18 protein-coding genes and 1 tRNA gene are annotated in these 18874 nt (G+C 60.8%); 13 read left to right on the forward strand and 6 right to left on the reverse strand.

Annotation, left to right across the window (positions count from 1 at the left end; all coding sequences use genetic code 11):
• Positions 1 to 34 precede the first annotated feature (34 nt).
• The 9 genes from folP (at position 35) to phoR (ending at position 9275) form a co-directional block, all read left to right on the forward strand.
• Positions 35 to 925: a dihydropteroate synthase gene (gene folP / locus AB4Y31_RS04120; protein ID WP_368672826.1), complete on the forward strand. Its 891-nt coding sequence runs from the start codon at positions 35 to 37 to the stop codon at positions 923 to 925.
• A 77-nt stretch (positions 926 to 1002) separates the two neighbouring features.
• A complete protein-coding gene (glmM, locus tag AB4Y31_RS04125; protein ID WP_368672827.1) occupies positions 1003 to 2361 on the forward strand; it encodes a phosphoglucosamine mutase in 1359 nt (452 codons plus the stop codon).
• 222 nt (positions 2362 to 2583) lie between these two features.
• Positions 2584 to 3615, forward strand: coding sequence for a phosphate ABC transporter substrate-binding protein PstS (gene pstS, locus AB4Y31_RS04130; protein WP_018440725.1), 1032 nt, complete (start codon positions 2584 to 2586; stop codon positions 3613 to 3615).
• A gap of 97 nt (positions 3616 to 3712) precedes the next feature.
• On the forward strand, positions 3713 to 4702 hold the full coding sequence (pstC, locus tag AB4Y31_RS04135) for a phosphate ABC transporter permease PstC (protein ID WP_018440724.1): 990 nt from the start codon (positions 3713 to 3715) through the stop codon (positions 4700 to 4702).
• Positions 4699 to 5595, forward strand: a complete 897-nt coding sequence (gene pstA / locus AB4Y31_RS04140) for a phosphate ABC transporter permease PstA (RefSeq protein ID WP_368672828.1) — start codon at positions 4699 to 4701, stop codon at positions 5593 to 5595. Before pstC ends, pstA begins: the two co-directional genes overlap by 4 nt.
• Before the next feature lie 15 nt (positions 5596 to 5610).
• Positions 5611 to 6462: a phosphate ABC transporter ATP-binding protein PstB gene (gene pstB, locus AB4Y31_RS04145; protein WP_368672829.1), complete on the forward strand. Its 852-nt coding sequence runs from the start codon at positions 5611 to 5613 to the stop codon at positions 6460 to 6462.
• Between the two features lie 21 nt (positions 6463 to 6483).
• The gene (gene phoU, locus AB4Y31_RS04150) at positions 6484 to 7188 is read left to right on the forward strand and encodes a phosphate signaling complex protein PhoU (RefSeq protein ID WP_018440721.1); all 705 of its coding nucleotides are present in this window, start codon (positions 6484 to 6486) and stop codon (positions 7186 to 7188) included.
• A gap of 17 nt (positions 7189 to 7205) precedes the next feature.
• Positions 7206 to 7907, forward strand: a complete 702-nt coding sequence (gene phoB, locus AB4Y31_RS04155; RefSeq protein WP_026229673.1) for a phosphate regulon transcriptional regulator PhoB — start codon at positions 7206 to 7208, stop codon at positions 7905 to 7907.
• Between the two features lie 54 nt (positions 7908 to 7961).
• Positions 7962 to 9275: a phosphate regulon sensor histidine kinase PhoR gene (gene phoR / locus AB4Y31_RS04160; protein ID WP_368673444.1), complete on the forward strand. Its 1314-nt coding sequence runs from the start codon at positions 7962 to 7964 to the stop codon at positions 9273 to 9275.
• 6 nt (positions 9276 to 9281) lie between these two features.
• On the opposite strand, the gene ppk1 is transcribed toward phoR, so the two are convergent.
• Positions 9282 to 11345, reverse strand: coding sequence for a polyphosphate kinase 1 (gene ppk1, locus AB4Y31_RS04165; protein ID WP_368672830.1), 2064 nt, complete (start codon positions 11343 to 11345; stop codon positions 9282 to 9284).
• 300 nt (positions 11346 to 11645) lie between these two features.
• On the opposite strand from ppk1, the gene ppx reads away from it, so the two are divergent.
• On the forward strand, positions 11646 to 13163 hold the full coding sequence (gene ppx / locus AB4Y31_RS04170) for an exopolyphosphatase (RefSeq protein ID WP_368672831.1): 1518 nt from the start codon (positions 11646 to 11648) through the stop codon (positions 13161 to 13163).
• Positions 13164 to 13241: 78 nt separating this feature from the next.
• Here ppx and AB4Y31_RS04175 read toward each other — a convergent pair whose 3' ends face one another.
• Together AB4Y31_RS04175 and AB4Y31_RS04180 are read right to left on the reverse strand one after the other, a co-directional pair.
• Positions 13242 to 14060, reverse strand: coding sequence for a GNAT family N-acetyltransferase (locus tag AB4Y31_RS04175; protein WP_018440716.1), 819 nt, complete (start codon positions 14058 to 14060; stop codon positions 13242 to 13244).
• 155 nt (positions 14061 to 14215) lie between these two features.
• Positions 14216 to 14674, reverse strand: a complete 459-nt coding sequence (locus AB4Y31_RS04180; protein ID WP_368672832.1) for a histidine phosphatase family protein — start codon at positions 14672 to 14674, stop codon at positions 14216 to 14218.
• 243 nt (positions 14675 to 14917) lie between these two features.
• On the opposite strand from AB4Y31_RS04180, the gene AB4Y31_RS04185 reads away from it, so the two are divergent.
• From AB4Y31_RS04185 to AB4Y31_RS04195, 3 genes are all read left to right on the forward strand, one after another.
• Positions 14918 to 14994, forward strand: a tRNA-Pro gene (locus tag AB4Y31_RS04185).
• Positions 14995 to 15885: 891 nt separating this feature from the next.
• The gene (locus AB4Y31_RS04190) at positions 15886 to 17058 is read left to right on the forward strand and encodes a hypothetical protein (protein ID WP_368672833.1); all 1173 of its coding nucleotides are present in this window, start codon (positions 15886 to 15888) and stop codon (positions 17056 to 17058) included.
• Between the two features lie 118 nt (positions 17059 to 17176).
• Entirely contained in the window at positions 17177 to 17482 is a 306-nt protein-coding gene (locus AB4Y31_RS04195) for a panthothenate synthetase (protein ID WP_368672834.1), read from the forward strand.
• Between the two features lie 67 nt (positions 17483 to 17549).
• Here AB4Y31_RS04195 and AB4Y31_RS04200 read toward each other — a convergent pair whose 3' ends face one another.
• From AB4Y31_RS04200 to AB4Y31_RS04210, 3 genes are read right to left on the reverse strand one after another with little or no spacing between them, the layout of a single operon-like run.
• Positions 17550 to 17930: a DUF1493 family protein gene (locus AB4Y31_RS04200; RefSeq protein ID WP_368672835.1), complete on the reverse strand. Its 381-nt coding sequence runs from the start codon at positions 17928 to 17930 to the stop codon at positions 17550 to 17552.
• A 49-nt stretch (positions 17931 to 17979) separates the two neighbouring features.
• Positions 17980 to 18219, reverse strand: coding sequence for a hypothetical protein (locus AB4Y31_RS04205; RefSeq protein WP_368672836.1), 240 nt, complete (start codon positions 18217 to 18219; stop codon positions 17980 to 17982).
• A 1-nt stretch (position 18220) separates the two neighbouring features.
• Entirely contained in the window at positions 18221 to 18739 is a 519-nt protein-coding gene (locus tag AB4Y31_RS04210; RefSeq protein WP_368672837.1) for a tlde1 domain-containing protein, read from the reverse strand.
• Positions 18740 to 18874 lie beyond the last annotated feature (135 nt).

Below are 18874 nucleotides of genomic sequence, written 5' to 3' on the forward strand. Positions count from 1 at the left end.
GCCGCTTCGCGTATCTCTTTCTTCTCCGATGTACGTGTCCAGTTCCGATCTTTCCCCACGCTCCATCCCTGAGCCGTTGCAGTGCGGGCGTCATACGCTGACGTTCGAACGCCCGTTGGTGATGGGCATTCTCAATGTCACGCCCGACTCGTTTTCCGACGGCGGCCGATATGCCGCGCGCGACGATGCGCTGCGCCAGGCCGAGACCATGGTGCGTGAAGGCGCCGACATGCTCGACATCGGTGGCGAATCGACGCGCCCCGGCGCTCCCCCCGTTTCGCTCGAGGAGGAACTCGCGCGCGTCATCCCCATCGTCGAGGCGCTCCGTGACGCGGGCGTGCCGCTCTCCGTCGATACCTACAAGCCCGAGGTGATGCGTGCCGCGCTCGCGGCGGGCGCCGACCTCATCAACGACGTCTGGGGTTTCCGTCGGCCCGGTGCGATCGACGCCGTGCGCGACAGTCAGTGCGGACTTTGCGTCATGCATATGCTCGGCGAGCCGCAGACGATGCAGCGCGGTAAGCCGGAATATGACGACGTCGTCGCCGATGTCCGGGCGTTTCTGACCGAGCGTGTCGAAACGCTGGCGCGTCAAGGGGTGGGGCGCAATCGGATCAGCGTCGATCCCGGATTCGGCTTCGGCAAATCGACGATCGAGCACAACTATGCGCTGCTTGCGCATCTCGCGGAGACGGCGCCGCGCGTGCCGGCCGGCGTCGCGCCCTATCCGATCCTCGCGGGGATGTCGCGCAAATCGATGTTTGGCAAGGTGACGGGGCGTGCTACGCCGCGAGAAAACGTGGCCGCGAGCATCGCGGGTGCCGTTTTAGCGGCCGAGCGGGGCGCCGCGATCATTCGCGTACACGACGTGGCAGAGACCGTCGATGCGCTGAAGGTCTGGAAAGCGGTCCGCGACGCGATCTGAGACGCGTCGCGGACGGAAGGGAAGCCTCTTCCGAGCGGAAGAGCGTGAGATCAAAGAACGAACGAGGAAAAAAGACAATGGCACGACGTTATTTCGGTACCGATGGGGTTCGCGGCAAAGTCGGCGAGGCGCCTATCACGCCGGAGTTCGTGTTGCGGCTGGGTTATGCGGCAGGCAAGGTGCTGGCCGGCGCGGATCGCTGGGCGAAGGCCGGCTCGCGCCCGACAGTGCTGATCGGCAAAGACACGCGCGTCTCGGGCTATATGCTAGAAGCGGCGCTCGAAGCCGGTTTCTCGGCGGCCGGCGTGGACGTGATGCTGGCCGGACCGATGCCGACGCCCGGCGTCGCCTATCTGACGCGCGCGCTGCGGCTCGCGGCGGGCGTCGTCATCAGCGCTTCACACAATCCGTACTACGACAACGGCATCAAGTTTTTCAGCGCCGACGGCAATAAATTGCCCGACGACGTCGAGCTGCTGATCGAACAGCAGCTTGAGACGCCGCTCGAATGCGCGCCGTCCGAGCGACTCGGCAAGGCTCGGCGGCTCGACGATGCAGCAGGGCGTTACATCGAGTTCTGCAAAAGCACGTTTCCCGCGGCGTTCGATCTGCATGGGCTCAAGCTCGTCGTCGATTGCGCTCACGGGGCGGCTTACCATATCGCTCCGCACGTCTTTCACGAGCTCGGCGCCGATGTCATCTCGATCGGTGTCGCGCCGAACGGATTCAACATCAACGACGGCGTTGGCGCGACGGCGCCGGAGGCGCTCGAGCGGGCGGTGCAGGCGAACCACGCCGATCTCGGTATCGCGCTCGACGGGGATGCCGACCGGCTCCAGATCGTCGATGCCTCCGGGCGCCTCTACAACGGCGACGAGTTGTTGTACGTGCTCGTCAAGGACCGCATCGCGACTGACGGGAAGGTGCCGGGGGCCGTCGGCACGCTGATGACCAACATGGCCGTCGAGGTTGCGCTCGAGGGGGAAGGCGTCGAATTCGTGCGCGCGCCGGTCGGCGACCGCTACGTCCTCGAACATTTGCGCGAGCGCGGCTGGCAGCTCGGGGCGGAAGGCTCGGGCCACATTCTGTCGCTCGACCGTCACTCGACGGGCGACGGGATCGTCTCGGGATTGCTCGTGCTCGCCGCGATCAAGCGCAGCGGATCGACGCTCGCCGAACTGCTCAAGGATGTGACACTGTTTCCGCAGCAGCTCATCAACGTGCGGATGCGCCCCGGCGCGGACTGGAAGCACAGTGAAGCGATTGCACAGGCCGTGGCCGAGGCAGAGCGGACCCTTGACGGCAACGGGAGGGTGCTGATCCGCGCGTCGGGTACTGAGCCGGTGTTGCGCGTGATGGTCGAGGCGCGGCACAGCGAGCACGCCGTTCGCTGCGCGCGGGAAATTGCGCGCGTCGTCGAGCAGGAAACCGCTTGACGATCGGGCCGTCGCCTCCGACCCTTTGTCATATTCGGATCTGTTTGTTTGCACCGCAATTGCGCGTAAAGTCGTCTTACTTATCGGCAAGTTATACGAATTTCTTCTAAAATCAATCGATTGCGCGCTTTCGCGGTCAACTTTCTGTCATATGACTGTCACAATAACGCCCTAATCTTCGCGGTGTCGAAACCACTCGACCACACCACTGGGGGTTATTCCATGAAATTGATGCAGACTGCGTTCGCCGGCGTGACCGCGGCGCTTCTCGCGATCTCCGCGCAAGCCGCTGACATCACTGGCGCGGGCAGCACGTTCGCCGCACCGCTTTACACCAAGTGGGCTGATGCCTACGCAAAGTCGGGCGGCGGCAAGATCAACTATCAAGGTATCGGTTCGTCTGGCGGCATCAAGCAGATCGAAGCGAAGACGGTCGATTTCGCAGGCTCGGACATGCCGCTCAAGGATGACGAGCTCGCCAAGCAGGGTCTCTTTCAGTTCCCGACGGTCGTCGGCGGCGTCGTGCCGGCGATCAACCTGCCGGGCATCAAGGCGGGCGAGCTCACGCTGTCGGGCCCGGTCCTTGCCGACATCTATCTGAACAAAATCACCAAGTGGAACGACCCCCAGATCGCCGCGCTGAATCCGGGCGTCAAGCTGCCTGACACGGCGATCGCCGTGGTGCGCCGCGCGGACGGCTCGGGTACGTCGTTCATCTGGACGAACTACCTCTCGAAGGTCAGCGACGAGTGGAAGACGAAGGTCGGCGAAGGCACGACGGTCAACTGGCCGACGGGTACCGGCGGCAAGGGTAACGACGGCGTCGCGGCCTTCGTGCAGCGTTTGCCGGGTGCAATTGGCTATGTCGAGTGGGCCTACGTGAAGCAAAATCACATGGTCTACACGAAGATGAAGAACGAGGCGGGCACGGTCGTCACGCCGGATACGGACACGTTCAAGGCGGCTGCGGCAAGCGCCGACTGGAAGAAGTCGTTCTACCAGATCCTGACGAACGAGCCGGGCAAGAATGCGTGGCCGATCGTCGGCGCGACGTTCGTCCTGCTGCATAAGACGCAGGACAAGCCCGCGCAAGGCGCGGAGACGCTCAAGTTCTTCGGCTGGAGCTTCAAGAACGGCGGCGACGCCGTGACGAGCCTCGATTACATCCCGTTGCCGGAATCGGTGACGTCGGAAATCGAGACGCAGTGGAAGTCGAACGTGAAGGACGCCTCGGGCAAGTCGGTGGCTGAGTAAGCTAACGGGTAGTGGATCGACCCGGCAAGGCGCTGTCGCCTTGCCGGGTATCGTCATCGGATGCGCGACTCGAGCGCATCAACAGGAAACGGGATACATGTCCGACATCCAACTCAATTCGATGACGCCCCCGGGTGGCGAACGCGCGCAGCGTGCGCCGAGCCGCGTCGGCGACTTCATCTTCGAAAACATTGCCTGGTTATCGGCGATCGTTACATTGCTGCTGCTCGGCGGCATCATCGTTTCACTGATCGTCGCTTCGCTGCCGACGATCCACAAGTTCGGACTTGCTTTTCTCTGGACCTCGGACTGGGATCCGCCCAGCGACGTCTACGGCGCGCTCGTTCCCGTCTATGGGACGCTCGCGACCTCGATCATTGCACTCATCATCGCGGTGCCCGTCAGCTTCGGCATCGCGCTCTTCCTGACGGAACTTTCGCCGGCCTGGCTGCGCCGTCCGCTCGGCATCGCCATCGAGCTTCTTGCCGCGATCCCTTCGATCGTCTACGGCATGTGGGGCCTGCTCGTCTTTTCGCCGATCTTCGCGCAATTCATCGAAGCGCCCCTCGGCAAAGTGCTCGGCCCTATCCCGGTGCTCGGCGCGCTGTTCCAGGGGCCGCCGATCGGCATCGGCATTCTCTGCGCCGGTGTCATCCTGGCCATCATGATCATTCCGTACATCGCATCGGTGATGCGTGACGTTTTCGAGGTCACGCCCGTGCTGCTCAAGGAGTCGGCCTACGGGATCGGCTGCACGACCTGGGAAGTCATGTGGAAGATCGTGCTGCCGTTCACGAAGACCGGCGTCATCGGCGGGATCATGCTCGGCCTCGGGCGTGCGCTCGGCGAGACGATGGCCGTCACATTCGTGATCGGCAATACGAACCTGCTCAACAACGTGTCGCTTTTTTCGCCCGGCAACAGCATCACGTCCGCGCTTGCGAACGAATTCGCCGAGGCGGGGCCGGGTCTGCATACGTCCGCGCTGATGGAGCTCGGTCTGATCCTCTTTGTCATCACGTTCATCGTGCTGGCGATTTCAAAACTGATGTTGCAGCGCCTCGAGAAAAACGAGGGGGCCAAATGAACCAACCCGCTCGTCAGATGCCGGGCACGGCAAGCCCCGAAGTTCTGCAGGCGACGCGCGACCGGCTGCAGCGTCGCCGTCGCCGCGTCAACGCGTTTGCCCTGACGCTTTCCCTCGCCGCGATGGCGTTCGGGCTGCTTTGGCTCGTCTGGATCCTCTATACGACATTGACGCTCGGCGTCGGCGGCTTGTCGGTCCAGCTCTTCACGCAATCGACGCCGCCCCCCAACACCGACGGTGGCGGTCTCGCCAACGCGATCGTCGGCAGCCTGATGCTTGTCGGCGTCGCGACGGTCGTGGGCACGCCGATCGGTGTGCTGGCCGGCGTCTATCTGGCCGAGTACGGTCAGAAGGGATGGCTGGCACGCGTGACGCGCTTCATCAATGACATCCTGTTGTCGGCGCCGTCGATCGTCGTGGGCCTGTTCGTCTATGCGCTCGTCGTCGCTCAGATGGGGCACTTTTCGGGCTGGGCCGGTGCGATCTCGCTTGCGCTGCTCGAGATTCCGATCGTGATTCGCACGACCGAGAATATGCTGCGGCTCGTGCCCAATGCGCTGCGCGAAGCAGCGTTCGCGCTCGGTGTGCCGAAGTGGCGAATGATCTCCTCGGTCACGCTGAAGGCGTCGATGGCCGGCGTCGTGACGGGTGTGCTGCTCGCGGTCGCGCGGATCGCCGGTGAGACGGCCCCGCTGCTTTTCACCGCGCTGTCGAATCAGTTCTTTTCGCTCGACATGGGGCAGCCGGTTGCGAACCTGCCCGTCACGATCTTCAAGTTCGCAATGAGTCCGTTCGCGCAGTGGCAATCGCTCGCGTGGGCGGGCGTCTTCATCATTACGCTCGGCGTGCTCGGATTGAATATCCTGGCGCGCGCGATGTTCGGCAAGAAGTAACCGCGGAGCGAAACTATGAATATGGCTGAGAGTCACCTCAAGCATTCGATCGAACGTCCGGCAGCCCCGGCCGGTTTCGATCCCGCACAAGACGGATCGGCGCTCGCTCCCGTCAGGCCCAAGATCGAAATTCGCAACTTGAATTTCTATTACGGCAAGTACCACGCCCTCAAGAATATCAACATGCAGATTCCCGAGGGGAAGGTGACGGCGTTCATCGGCCCGTCGGGCTGCGGCAAGTCCACGCTGCTGCGCACGTTCAACAAGATGTTCGCGCTCTACCCCGAGCAACGCGCCGTGGGCGAGATCATGATGGACGGCGAGAACCTTCTCACCTCGAAGCGCGACATCTCGCTGTTGCGGGCGCGCGTTGGGATGGTGTTCCAGAAGCCGACGCCATTTCCGATGTCGATCTACGACAACATCGCGTTCGGCGTGAAAATGTTCGAATCGCTCTCACGCTCGGAGATGGACGACCGTGTGGAATGGGCGCTGACGAAGGCCGCGCTGTGGACCGAAGTGAAGGACAAGCTCGGCCAAAGCGGCTACGGCCTCTCGGGCGGTCAGCAGCAGCGTCTTTGCATTGCGCGCGGGATTGCGATCCGTCCTGAAGTGCTGTTGCTCGACGAGCCGTGCTCGGCGCTCGATCCGATCTCGACGGGGCGCGTCGAAGAGCTGATCGCCGAGCTCAAGAACGAGTATACGGTCGTCATCGTTACTCACAACATGCAGCAGGCCGCGCGCTGTTCCGATTACACCGGATACATGTACCTCGGCGAACTGATCGAGTTCGGCGATACGGAAAAAATCTTCATCAAGCCGGTCCGCAAGGAAACCGAGGATTACATCACCGGCCGCTTCGGCTGATGAACAGAGTAGGAGGCAAACATGTCCGATAAGCACCTCTCCAGTCAGTTCGATGCCGATCTGAATCTGATCTCGTCGAAAGTGCTCGAAATGGGTGGCCTCGTCGAGGCGCAGATCACGCGCGCCATGGAGGCGCTCAACACGTTGGACGCGGCGATCGCCGATCAGGTGATCTCGGAGGAAGACACGGTCAACCAGATGGAAGTGGCGATCGACGAGGAGTGCAGCAACATCATCGCGCGCCGCCAGCCGGCCGCTCGCGATCTGCGCCTTCTGCTCGCGATCTCGAAGACGATCACGAACCTCGAGCGCGCGGGCGACGAGGCCGAGAAGATCGCCAAGCGCGTGAAGCGCGTCATGGAAGACGGCGCCGCGCGCACGTTGAACATCGCCGAGATCAAGATTTCGGGCGACATGGCCGTGTCGATCCTGCGCCGCGCGCTCGATGCGTTCGCACGCCTCGATACGGCTGCCGCCGCTCAGATCGTGCGCGACGACAAGGCGATCGACGAGGAGTTTCGCGCATTCGTCCGTAAGCTCGTGACATACATGATGGAAGATCCACGCACGATCTCCGCCGGGCTCGAGTTTCTCACCATCGCCAAGGCAATCGAGCGGATCGGCGACCACGCGAAGAACATCGCCGAATTCATTATCTACATCGTGAAGGGCACGGACGTGCGCCACAAATCGCGCGACGCGCTCGAGCGCGAAGCGCTTAGTTAACGTGTCAAGAGGTGACGATGCCGAGCAGCATTCTGATCATCGAAGATGAGCCCGCTATCTCCGAACTGATCTCGATCAACTTGCAGCACGCAGGCCATTGCCCGATTCGCGCTTACAACGCGGAGCAGGCGCAGTCGCTGATCAGCGACGTGCTACCCGATCTCATCCTGCTCGACTGGATGCTGCCCGGCAAGTCTGGTATCGCGTTCGCGCGAGATTTGCGCAACAACGAACGCACGAAGCATATTCCGATCATCATGCTCACGGCGCGGGGTGACGAGCAGGACAAGGTGCTCGGCCTCGAAATCGGCGCCGACGACTATGTCACGAAGCCCTTCTCGCCGAAGGAGCTGATGGCGCGCATCAAGGCCGTGCTGCGCCGCCGGGCGCCTCAGCTCACGGAGGACGTCGTCGCCATCAACGGCCTCAAGCTCGATCCGGCGACGCATCGTGTCGCGGCTCATGCGGACGGCAACGAGATCAAGCTCGATCTCGGACCGACCGAGTTCCGGCTGCTGCATTTCTTCATGACGCACCCGGAGCGCGTGCACAGTCGCACGCAATTGCTCGATCAGGTTTGGGGCGATCACGTCTTTGTCGAGGAGCGCACGGTCGATGTCCATATCAAGCGCCTGCGTGCCGCGCTGAAGCCGGCCGGGTGCGATGCTATGATCGAGACGGTGCGCGGCAGCGGATATCGGCTGGCCAAGACCGCCTGATCTCCAGGCCCGCAAGTTCCCTACCTTGTCTTCGCCGTGGAAAAACGTGGTGGCATAAACATCATCTGGGCGCGCTCGATCGTCTCGCTCGTGCTGCTGGCGCTCGTTTGTGCCGCCATCGCAGCATTCGCGGGCGTCAAGGCCGCGCTCGTCTTCGGCGCCATCGCGCTTGTCGCGCAGAGCCTTTTCTCGACCTATCACACCGAACGCCTCTGGCAGCTGCTCGATGCGCCCGTGTACGGGCAGGTTCCCAGCGCGCCGGGTGTGTGGGGCGAGATCTACTATCGGCTGCACAAGCTCGCCAAGCGCTGGCACGCGCAGGTGCGACAGGTCGAGCAGCAACACTCGCGGTTCATTCAGGCGATTCAGGCTTCGCCTAACGGCGTTGTCATGCTCGACGATCACGATCAGATCGAGTGGTGCAACGCGATCGCCGAGCAGCATTTCGGCCTCGACGCGAAACGCGATTTGCGGCAGCACGTCACGCACATCGTCCGCCATCCCGACTTCGTCCGTTACGTGAATTCACATCGGTACGACGAGACGCTCGTCATGCGCGGCATGGGCGAGAAACGTCAGAACACGCTTTCGGTCCAAGTGTTTCCGTATGGCGAAAATCGCAAGCTCGTGCTGTCGGACGACATCACCGAGCTCGAACGAACCGATTCGATGAGGCGCGACTTCGTCGCGAATGTCTCGCACGAGTTGAAGACACCACTGACCGTGCTCTCTGGCTTTCTGGAAACGCTACGCGAGATACCGCTCGAGGAAGACGATCGCGCTCGCTATCTGGAGCTGATGGAGCAGCAGGCGGCCCGGATGCGGCATATCGTCGATGATCTGCTCGTGCTCGCGAAGCTCGAAGGCGATATTAAATCGCCCGGCGAACAGGCTATCGATATGGGTGCGGTGCTGCGGCATCTGCAAGACGACGCGATGACCCTTTCGGCCGGCCGCCACAAACTCGCATTCGACGTCGATGAAACGCTGACCGTGACCGGCGTGGAAACGGAGATATTGAGCGCGCTCGGCAATCTCGTCACGAACGCCGTGCGCTATACGCCAGACGGCGGATCGATCAAAGTCGAATGGCGGCTTTTCGGCGATCGTGCGGCGTTTTCCGTGAGCGATACCGGTTTCGGCATTCCGGCGGCCGACATCCCGCGGCTCACGGAGCGCTTCTATCGAGTCGATCGAAGCCGCTCGCGCGATACGGGCGGCACCGGGCTCGGCCTCGCGATCGTCAAACATGTGCTGCAACGGCACGATGCCCTCCTCGACGTGAAAAGCGAGGAGGGCCGCGGCAGCACATTCACCGTCCGCTTTCCGCCGCAGCGTAGCGTGCGGCGACAGACCATTCACGCGTAGCGAGCGCTAGCAACCGAACTTAGTGAGCAGGCTCGCCTGTGCGTTGCGCGAAGTCTTGCCCGGGCGCGAGCGCCGATAGTGACCGTCGCTTTGCATGATCCACGCCGCTTGATTGTCCCCGAGGAACGCTGACAACCCTTCCGCGATCACGCGGCGCTTGAGACGCCGATCTTTGATCGGGAATGCGACTTCCACCCGCCGGAAGAAATTGCGGTCCATCCAGTCGGCGCTCGAGAGATAGACCTTTTCGTCGCCGTTCGCGAAGAAGTAGAAGATGCGGTGATGCTCGAGGAAGCGCCCGACGATCGAACGCACGGTAATGTTGTCCGACAGTCCCGCAACGCCCGGCTGCAACGAGCAGACGCCGCGCACGATCAGATCGATCTTGACGCCTGCCTGCGAGGCTTCGTAGAGCTCGGCGATGACAGTCGGCTCGAGTAGCGCGTTCATCTTCGCGACGATGCGTGCCTTCTTGCCGGCGCGCGCATTTTGGCTTTCGGCGCGAATCGCATCGATTAGCTTCGGATGCAGCGTGAACGGCGATTGCCACAGCTCGTGCAGCTTGAGCTCGCCGCCGATGCCCGTCAGCTGCTGAAAGACGTGGTGCACGTCTTCGCAGATCATTTGATCGGACGTCATGAGGCCGAAGTCCGAATAGAGCCGCGCCGTGCGCGGGTGGTAGTTGCCCGTGCCCAGATGCGCGTAGCGCTTGAGCACCGATTTACCGTTCTCGGTGACGCGGCGCACGATCAGCATCATCTTCGCGTGGCACTTATGGCCGACTACCCCGTACACCACATGGGCGCCAACGGCTTCGAGTTGCGAGGCCCAGTTGATGTTGGTCTCTTCGTCGAACCGCGCGAGCAGCTCGACGACGACCGTCACTTCCTTGCCGTTGCGCGCCGCCTGCATCAGCGCGTTCATGAGCGGAGAATCCGTGCCCGTGCGATAGATCGTCTGCTTGATCGCGACGACGCTCGGATCCTGAGCGGCCTGCAGCAGCAGCTCGAGCACGGGCTGAAAACTTTCGTACGGATGATGCAGCAGGACATCGCCCTGATCGATCGCATCGAAAAGATTCGCCGTCTTCACGAGCCGGTCGGGCGTTGCGGGCACGTGGGGGACGAACTTGAGATCGGGACGGTCCACCATCTCCGGCAACGGCATGAGCCGCACGAGATTGACCGGCCCGTCGACGCGATAGCAATCCTTCTCCGAGAGGCCGCTCTCGTCGAGCAGACGCCGCACGATATGGACCGGCGTCTCTGCCGAGACCTCGAGGCGCACCGCGTCGCCGAGGTGGCGGGCCGGCAGCTCGCCTTGCAATGCAACGCGCAGGTTAGTGATCTCATCTTCGTCGACGAAGAGCTCACTGTTGCGCGTGATGCGAAATTGATTGCAGCTGCGCACGATGAGATTCGGGAACAGCTCGTTGACGAAGCGCTGCATGAGCGAGCTCAGCAGGACGAAGCCATAGGTGAAGCCCGAAAGCTCTTGCGGCATCTGCACGAGCCGCGGCAGTGCGCGCGGCGCCTGGACGATGCCCATGACGGCCTGGCGGCCGAAGGCGTCTTTACCTTCCAGTTCCACGACGAAATTGAGGCTCTTGTTGAGCACCCGCGGGAATGGGTGCGCGGGATCGAGGCCGATCGGCGTGAGCACCGGCAAAAGCTCGTTGGCGAAATACCGGCGCGCCCACTGCGTCTGCTCGTCGGTCCAGCTGTCGGTGCTGTGGAAATAAATGCCTTCTTCCTCGAGGGCGGGCAGCACTGTTTCGTGCAGGAGCCGGTATTGCCGGTGCACGAGCTTTTGCGCACGCTCGACGACGAGATCGTAGCAATGCTGGAGCGACATGCCGTCGGGTGAGAGGGAGCCGGGATTGTCCTGCATCTGCTCCTGCAGTCCCGCCATCCGGATTTCGAAGAACTCGTCGAGATTGCTGCTCGTGATGCAGATGAAGCGAAGGCGTTCCAGCAGCGGCACGGACGGATCCGCCGCCTGCGCGAGCACGCGCTCATTGAAACCCAGGATGCCCAACTCGCGGTTGAGCAGGGGATAACGCAACGACATCGGCAAGGACGAATACGAAGGGTCGGAGGGCGATATGAACGGACGCTCGGAAATTCTCACAGTTTGGTGTCGCTTCGATGAATGGTTATTGTCACGAATTTTACGGGTAACTGATCTAATTTTGAGATAGCTGGACGAAGAAGTTCATACGCTTGACGCCAAACGCGACGGCTTTTCCTGCGCGCGCTTATCGGAGGTCCCCGCTCTATGCGTAAAATGGCGACTTTGAACCGCGTCGTGGAATCGCCGGCCCGAGCTCGGGAAGCAGCGGCGCACTCGCGCACGAAATCGTTTTCATCCATGCCCAATACCCCGCATCTGCTCGCATCCGTCGACCTTGGCTCGAACAGTTTCAGGCTCATTGTCGGGCGCATCGAGGAGACGCCGGCCGGCAGCCAGATCTATCAAGTCGACGCGTTGCGCGAGCCCGTGCGGCTCGCGGCCGGCCTTTCGCCTGACAAGATGCTCGATCGCGCGTCTCAGGAACGGGCCTGGGCGGCGCTCAAACGGTTCGGCGAGCGGCTGCGCGACTTTCATCCCGATCACGTGCGCGCCGTGGCGACGAACACGGTGCGCGTTGCCAAGAACGCCGGCGAGTTCCTGGCCGAAGCGGAGAGGGCGCTCGGCTTCCCGATCGAAGTGATCGCCGGCCGTGAAGAGGCGCGCCTCATTTACGCCGGAGCCGCCCATTCGGTGCCCGCCATCTCCGGTAAGCGCCTCGTCGTCGACATCGGCGGGGGATCGACGGAGTTCATCATCGGCTCGCATTACACGCCGCTGATCATGGAAAGCCTTTACATCGGCTGCGTGAGCCACAGCCGCGCGTTCTTTCCGGCCGGCAACGTCGACGAGTACACGATGCGCCAGGCCGAGCTCGCCGCCAAGCGCGAAATCCAGATCATCTCGCGCGAGTACAAGCAGGCCGGATGGGATCAGGCGATCGGCTCGTCGGGCACGGCGCGCGCGCTGGCCGAGCTCGTCGAGGCCAACGGCTTCAACGATCCGAGCGTGACGCATGGCATTTCGCGCGGCGGGCTCGAGCGGCTCAAGCGTGCGCTCATCAAGGCCGAGAACGTCAACCGGCTCAAGCTCGTGGCGCTCAAGCCTGATCGCGTGCCGGTCCTGGCGGGAGGGCTCTCGATCATGCTTGCCGTGTTCGAAGAGCTCGGAATCGACTACGTCGACACGACCGACGGCGCGTTGCGTCTCGGCGTGCTCTACGACCTGTTGGGCCGTACGCAACACGAGGATATGCGGGCCGTGACGGTCGAGGGATTCATGCGCCGCTACGGCGTCGATCGGCCGCAGGCCGAGCGCATCCGCGATCTTGCCATCGACTTTTTCACTCAACTCGGGGATGAGCCCGACGCCGAGCGCGCGGAAGAAGCGCGGATGTTTCTGCGCTGGGCGGCATCGCTGCATGAAATCGGACTGTCGATTTCACATAGCGCCTATCACAAGCACTCGGCTTATATCGCGAGCAACGCCGATATGCCGGGCTTCTCGCGCACCGATCAGGCGCGCCTTGCGGCGCTCGTGCTCGGCCATGCCGGCAAACTCGGCAAGCTCTCACAGGCGCGCGACGTGGAGTGGCCACTGCTTTTCTGCCTGCGGCTAGCCGCGTTGCTGTGTCGGCGCCGCGCCGATATCGGGCTGCCTGGCATCCGCGTCGCGCACACGAACAGCGGCGGGTATGAAGTGCATCTGCCGAACGAGTGGGTGGCCAACAACCCGCTCACCGACTACAGCCTGATTCAGGAAGCGGCCGAATGGGAGAAAGTCGGCATTCGGTATCGCGTCGTCTATACCGACGACTGAGCGTGGGCTCGTGGTGGCTTGCGCCGCGCGGCGCGCGGCGCGGCCAGGTCGATATTCGCCTTGGCCTTAGCCTTCGTCTCAGCGCGACGTCGGTTCGCCGAGGAAATGTCGGGCGTAGCGAACGTTGATGTCGGAGAGGCGGAACAGCGTCAGGAAGTCCGCGCAATTGAAGTCCGGATCCCAGGCCGGCGCGCCGCAGATCTTGGCGCCGAGACGCAGGTAACCCTTCACGAGCGGCGGCGGGGCGACGCGGGCGCCCGTGCGTAGCTCCTCGACAGGCAGGGGTGTATGCGGGAACGCCCGATACTCAGGATCCGTCAGCGCGCTTTCCCGCAGCGATTCATAGAGGTTCGCCGCAAAGTGGCCGCCGTCGGCCATCGGCACGCTCGCGCAACCGAGCATTGTCTCGTAGCCGTTTTGCATCATGTAGGTGCCGAGGCCGCCCCAGAGCGACATGATGACCGAGCCGCTCCGGTAATCGGCATGCACACACGAGCGGCCGACTTCGACGAGCTTCGAACGCAGGTGCGCGAGACGCGAGAGGTCGAACTCGCCTTCGGCGTAAAGCTGGCCGATGCGAGCCGCTTGATGCGGAGGCAGCACGCGATAGGTGCCGACGACCGTCAATGTTTCGAGATCGCGAACGAGCAGATGGTCGCAGTAAGCGTCGAAGCGGTCGACGTCGAGGCCAGCGGGGCCGGTGACGGTTGCGCCCATTTCCTCAGCGAAGACGCGATAGCGCAGCCGCTGCGCTTCGCGAAGCTCCTCTTCCGTCCGGGCCCAGGCCACTTGCAGGCGGTGCTGAGCGGTGATCGTTTCTTCCGTGCGGGGGAGGCGGCGGCGCGAATCGAGGGGAATGGAAGCGAGGGGCAAGGTGGGCGTCGGCAGGTCTCGCATAGAATTTCCTGGTAAATGTAGGAATTGCTGCGTTTTCGCCAATTTAGTAATCGGCCGTGACGGTTGCATGGCAAAGCCGTGTAAATCCGATGACATGTCGCATTTAGGACACATCGATTTCACATGACATGTCACAAAGTCGACAAGGGGTGATTTTAGGCGAGATCTGGAGAAATGACTGCACGAATCAGGACCTGGCCTGCGCCGTTGCGCTCGCGGCCCTCGAGCCACCAGATGCCGCCTTTTTTGATGGACCATTCGGTCTGCTCCCCAGCGACGAGTCGAGCGGCGACCAGCCCGAGCGTCGGTTGGTGTCCGACGACGACGACCGTGTCTGCGATGCCCTTTGGCCAGCCGGCGGCGGCGAGGACGTCCTCGGCCGCGGCGCCCGGCGCGATTTCTTTCACGATGCGGTATTGGTCCGTCAGAGCCTCGACGGTCTGCACCGTGCGCGCGGCGGGGCTGGCGAGAATCAGCGCGTCGGACGGCAGGCGGTTGCGCAGCCATTTAGCGGCGCTTTGCGCCTGCTTGCGGCCGCGTGTGGTGAGCTGTCGCGCGAGGTCTGTCGATGCGGTGTCTTCGGCTTCCGCATGGCGCCAGAGGATGAGATTCATAGTGGGAGTCCTTTCTGTGAGGTGTCGAATCCGCAAGCATGATGCCTGTAGCGGGTGGGGACGGACTCGGGTAGCCGTTGCGTTTCGTCTGGTTCAATATGGTCGGCCAATGTGACTGGTCGGTGTCGCTGGCGGCTGCCATGCGCTAATCTGATGCAAATGGCGCAAGGTCTTCGGTTCGCTGGTCGGGGGCGCTGCGCCGATTGACCGCGTGGGCCAACACGGCTACAATCTCGCACTTTTCGGAGCGTAGCGCAGCCTGGTAGCGCATCTGATTTGGGATCAGAGGGTCGAAGGTTCGAATCCTTTCGCTCCGACCAATAGAATCAAGCACTTGGCCCGGCCCTTGAAGCCGGGCCAAGTGCTTTCTGCGCGTCCCGCGATGCCGACGGCCACGCTACTGCCGATAGACATGAAACCGCAGACCATCGCCGGGCGACTGCGGCCGGCGCGTCTAATCTTGCCGGCCGCTACCGATCAACACCTTCCATATTCCTGCTGACTCATCTGGTTCATCAGGGCTGAGCGTCCGGATGATCTCAAACTCATCCATGTTCAGGTCATCCGCCGGAAACTCTGTCTCGAGGCCAATATTGATGCTTCTGCGCATCTACTGGCGACGGATGCGTACTCTTTAAAGTCGGGGCGGGTGGCGCGGCGCGCGTCCATCGTTCTGGCGTAGATCGTTTTGTCGTTCAGTTTCACGCGGTACCAAATGGATTCAGCCAGGTGTGCCCAGCCTGGGGCAAGCTTCGCTTGAACTTCGACGCTCAGCCCTTCCATGCGATAGCCGTAAAGGACGCATTCAAGAATCAGTTGCTCGGTATTCTGTATGCGGTCGCCGCAACAACGTTGCTTGGATCGTCAGGCCCTCCCATTCCGTGCGAAACAAGATGGCACCACTCATAACGAATGCCCGCGTGCCCGCTCGTCACACTGAAAAACCTGCTGCGAAGTCGAGCATACTCCGTGGCTGTCTTGGCTTCGCCGCATTCTTGAAGGGTCGCCGCCTCCATCACTGTGGTGTGATTGCGCTGAGGTACATAACCATGCTGAACCGCCTGAGGCAGTGGGCGTTTTACGTCTCCCAACCCGCTGTACCAAGCCCAACTACCCTCTTGAAGGAGCACATTGGTGACATAGCTTTCTTGACTGAAGTTCCTGTTACGATGGTGTGTGAATCTTGGGTTCGTCGGGAGGGAGGGAACACTATGATCACTTTAGCTGTTGCACGATGGGCTGTTACGCTTGTTCACGGGTGTCCGATCACAGGATTTTTTTTGGAGGAGGCAAACCAGCATAATTTCTATTGGGACATGGTGGCGATCTACAATAGAGATCTGATCGAAGACACCGGATATGAAGGTTCTGCGCACACTGAATTCAGCAATACGGATGAAAGCTATTTGCGGTGGATATACCATGCATTCGAAACGCGCCCATGTCTTCGGGAGGAATTGAGGCCAGAGGGAGAGGTGATGGGTTACATTCGTGAGGTTGATCGTAATCACGCGCGAACCAAAAGCCTGGCTAATCCAAAGGTATTGCTCTCTCTGCTTGATGTTATAAAAGTACCTAATGTCGCGTCAAGAATTGTTGATTCTCTTAACGTGAAAAGTGCGGCATCGCTTGGCTCTACGTCTAAAATCGTAAGGAAATCTATTGGATACGATCCTTTTCGAGGTGGAAGTAGAGGCGCAATGCTCGGCGCAGCAATATATTTGGGAGCGGGCGACCGCAAGACTGCAATCGAGCTTCTTGCTCTTTATGCCTTCAACCATATTTATGATGCGATTCAGCCGCACGTCAAAAGTGGGCCATTCCAAAGAGTCGGAGATAGGGCTGTGCGGGAAATATCTACGCGCACAAAATATGGGGCCAATGAAAATAGTTTGGTTTCAACGAATTGTCTGGCCATAACGACTACGTCAGGCGGTGTTCCAGAAGGAGCGGTGAACTTCGTATATAACGACCGAAGTTTGCTCGAAAATCGAGAGCTTCATCTTGACCCGGAAGACTATAGGACCATGAAAATGATGCATGGTGAGCTTAGGTTAATGCAGCGTCAACATGATAGGGGATTTTTTAGGCCGATTTATGTGGACAAATACTGCTGCCCATTTTGTGCGGTGCAATTTATCGTTATGGGCCTTATTCGCTTCACTCCGGGGGCGACTGCTAACACCGCGTTGCGATGGTATACTTTTTCCCCTTATGTGATTTATTTCAAAACAAGGCGCGTCCAAATGTGGGGTCAAGACGTGGAGGACAGGTTTGCCAAGCTAACTGTGCAAGAAAAATCTTATTTCCTCTACAAGCTTGCAACGTCGTGCTCCGTAACCAAGCATTCCATGAAGGAACCCATGTATTCGATCAATTTATGATTGCGGACCACTGATGCGGTGTAGGCTACGAACGAGTGTTGGCGAGCCCACTAAAGCGACGCCGGAGATCTCCTATGCTGGAACGGTTCTTTCAGTGCCTAATGCAAGGAGAACGACCATGCGCATGCTTCTCAACGTACGGATTCCCCACGAGCCATTCAACGCGTTCGTTCGCGACGGCACGATTGGGGAAGTGATGGCGAAGATACTCGATGAAACGAAGCCGGAAGCCGCCTATTTCACCGAGCAAAGCGGAGGACGCGGAGCCGTTCTGGTCATCAACCTCGACGAGCCGTCTCAGATTCCGGCATTTGCTGAGCCGTGGTTCCTCAAGTTCAACGCCGACTGCGAGTTTCGCGTCGTGATGGTACCGGAAGACCTGCAGAAAGCCGGGCTTGAGACGCTCGGTTCAAAGTGGAGATAGTCATCGTCGATAAACTCGACGTGCCCCATGAGACGAGTGGCGCGAGGCTGTGCGATAGACGAGTTGATCAATTGTCTGCCTTCGTGATCGCCTCGATCTCCGCCGTGTTCCAACGCCCGCGCCGCATTGCTTCAGCCAGCATGCCGAGGGTCAGCGAGACAAGTGGCGGGTCGCGGAATCTTTTTGAGAACAAGCCGAGAACCGACTTGATGACATCGAGACTGTCAGGACCGAAGTACCGGTTATACGGAAAGCCCTGAGCCTCGATCCCAAACGTCTCTGCCCACTTGTCGATAAACTCGACGGCATCGACGCCGGTCAGGCGCAGGTCTTCCACGAGCCTGCTGTCCGGCGTCAATTTCAGCTGACCGCCAAACAACGGCCGACCGAGTTCCTTACGAGCGAACGCTTCCAGTTGAAGCAAAGTCGGAAGGGACTGGCAGTTCATCGGCGAACAGCCCGGACAGTAAGTTCGTGCCGCTGCAGCGCAATGATCGTCATCTTTTCCGTCTCATGAAATACATACATGCGGCGATGACGAGCACACCAAGGGAATCTACCGCCGCGAGCACTGGTAACGGATTGAACCATTTGTCCATGTTGGTCGTGCGGCCGTAATATGGCGGGCCGTGCCCGAACGCTTCGTTGATATTGATGACGTTGAAGGCAACGATCGATGCCGCAAGAGCGAGTAGGGCTATGCCAAGGAGGAGTTGCGCCGGTCGATTCTTCGCCATGTTAGTACGCGACAGTTAAAGGGATATAGCAATCGGGCGATCCCGCGATTGCGGCTTGCAGGTCACGAACAAAACTGTCCATTCGGCTGCGGAGGTTAATGCATCCTGCGCTTCCCGGATGTGTACCGCCATGGATGAAAAATCCACCGCGCCCATACGTCTGCGTGCCCGGAAACACGTGGATTGTAAGTCGATGGTTGCCCCATGACGAACGTGGCGCGAGGCTGTACCAGCGGTTCGCCCACATCTGCGACGGCTGTACCCAATACCGCCCCGACGGAATCGGACCTATGTTGCTCTCGCGCTGGCGGGCCACAGAGTAGTCAAAGCCGCCAGCGTCAGTTGGCTGGCCTGAAACGGCAGCATAGGAGCGCGTCTGCGGACTGGTCATGGATAGGAACCGTCCATTAAAATGAAGCGAAACGTTCGACCTTCCGCAGGTGGGAGTCGTCGGGATACCGAGTTCTGCGGCGTACCTATTTGGCATATGGGCCCTCTCTCCTGTATGAAGTGAGGGCATGGTAGAAGGTGGCGAGACTGCGCAGTGCCTTGCGCCCTATTATCAGACGCAATTACCCTTCCCCGATAAAGAATCGCTTCTCAATACTCGCGAGTGGTCGACTTCCGTTGAACCGATCTCGGTTACATAGCGCTG

This window comes from Trinickia sp. EG282A (genome assembly GCF_040965455.1).
Taxonomy (GTDB): Bacteria; Pseudomonadota; Gammaproteobacteria; order Burkholderiales; family Burkholderiaceae; genus Trinickia; species Trinickia symbiotica.

Coding starts and splice junctions, on each gene's coding strand:
- ppx (WP_368672831.1), top strand. CDS start 11,646: ATGCCCAATACCCCGCATCTGCTCGCATCCGTCGACCTTGGCTCGAAC.
- phoB (WP_026229673.1), top strand. CDS start 7,206: ATGCCGAGCAGCATTCTGATCATCGAAGATGAGCCCGCTATCTCCGAA.
- AB4Y31_RS04200 (WP_368672835.1), bottom strand. CDS start 17,930: ATGAACTGCCAGTCCCTTCCGACTTTGCTTCAACTGGAAGCGTTCGCT.
- glmM (WP_368672827.1), top strand. CDS start 1,003: ATGGCACGACGTTATTTCGGTACCGATGGGGTTCGCGGCAAAGTCGGC.
- AB4Y31_RS04175 (WP_018440716.1), bottom strand. CDS start 14,060: ATGCGAGACCTGCCGACGCCCACCTTGCCCCTCGCTTCCATTCCCCTC.
- AB4Y31_RS04195 (WP_368672834.1), top strand. CDS start 17,177: ATGCGCATGCTTCTCAACGTACGGATTCCCCACGAGCCATTCAACGCG.
- AB4Y31_RS04210 (WP_368672837.1), bottom strand. CDS start 18,739: ATGCCCTCACTTCATACAGGAGAGAGGGCCCATATGCCAAATAGGTAC.
- pstC (WP_018440724.1), top strand. CDS start 3,713: ATGTCCGACATCCAACTCAATTCGATGACGCCCCCGGGTGGCGAACGC.
- pstS (WP_018440725.1), top strand. CDS start 2,584: ATGAAATTGATGCAGACTGCGTTCGCCGGCGTGACCGCGGCGCTTCTC.
- AB4Y31_RS04205 (WP_368672836.1), bottom strand. CDS start 18,219: ATGGCGAAGAATCGACCGGCGCAACTCCTCCTTGGCATAGCCCTACTC.
- pstA (WP_368672828.1), top strand. CDS start 4,699: ATGAACCAACCCGCTCGTCAGATGCCGGGCACGGCAAGCCCCGAAGTT.
- AB4Y31_RS04180 (WP_368672832.1), bottom strand. CDS start 14,674: ATGAATCTCATCCTCTGGCGCCATGCGGAAGCCGAAGACACCGCATCG.
- phoU (WP_018440721.1), top strand. CDS start 6,484: ATGTCCGATAAGCACCTCTCCAGTCAGTTCGATGCCGATCTGAATCTG.
- ppk1 (WP_368672830.1), bottom strand. CDS start 11,345: ATGTCGTTGCGTTATCCCCTGCTCAACCGCGAGTTGGGCATCCTGGGT.
- pstB (WP_368672829.1), top strand. CDS start 5,611: ATGAATATGGCTGAGAGTCACCTCAAGCATTCGATCGAACGTCCGGCA.
- AB4Y31_RS04190 (WP_368672833.1), top strand. CDS start 15,886: ATGATCACTTTAGCTGTTGCACGATGGGCTGTTACGCTTGTTCACGGG.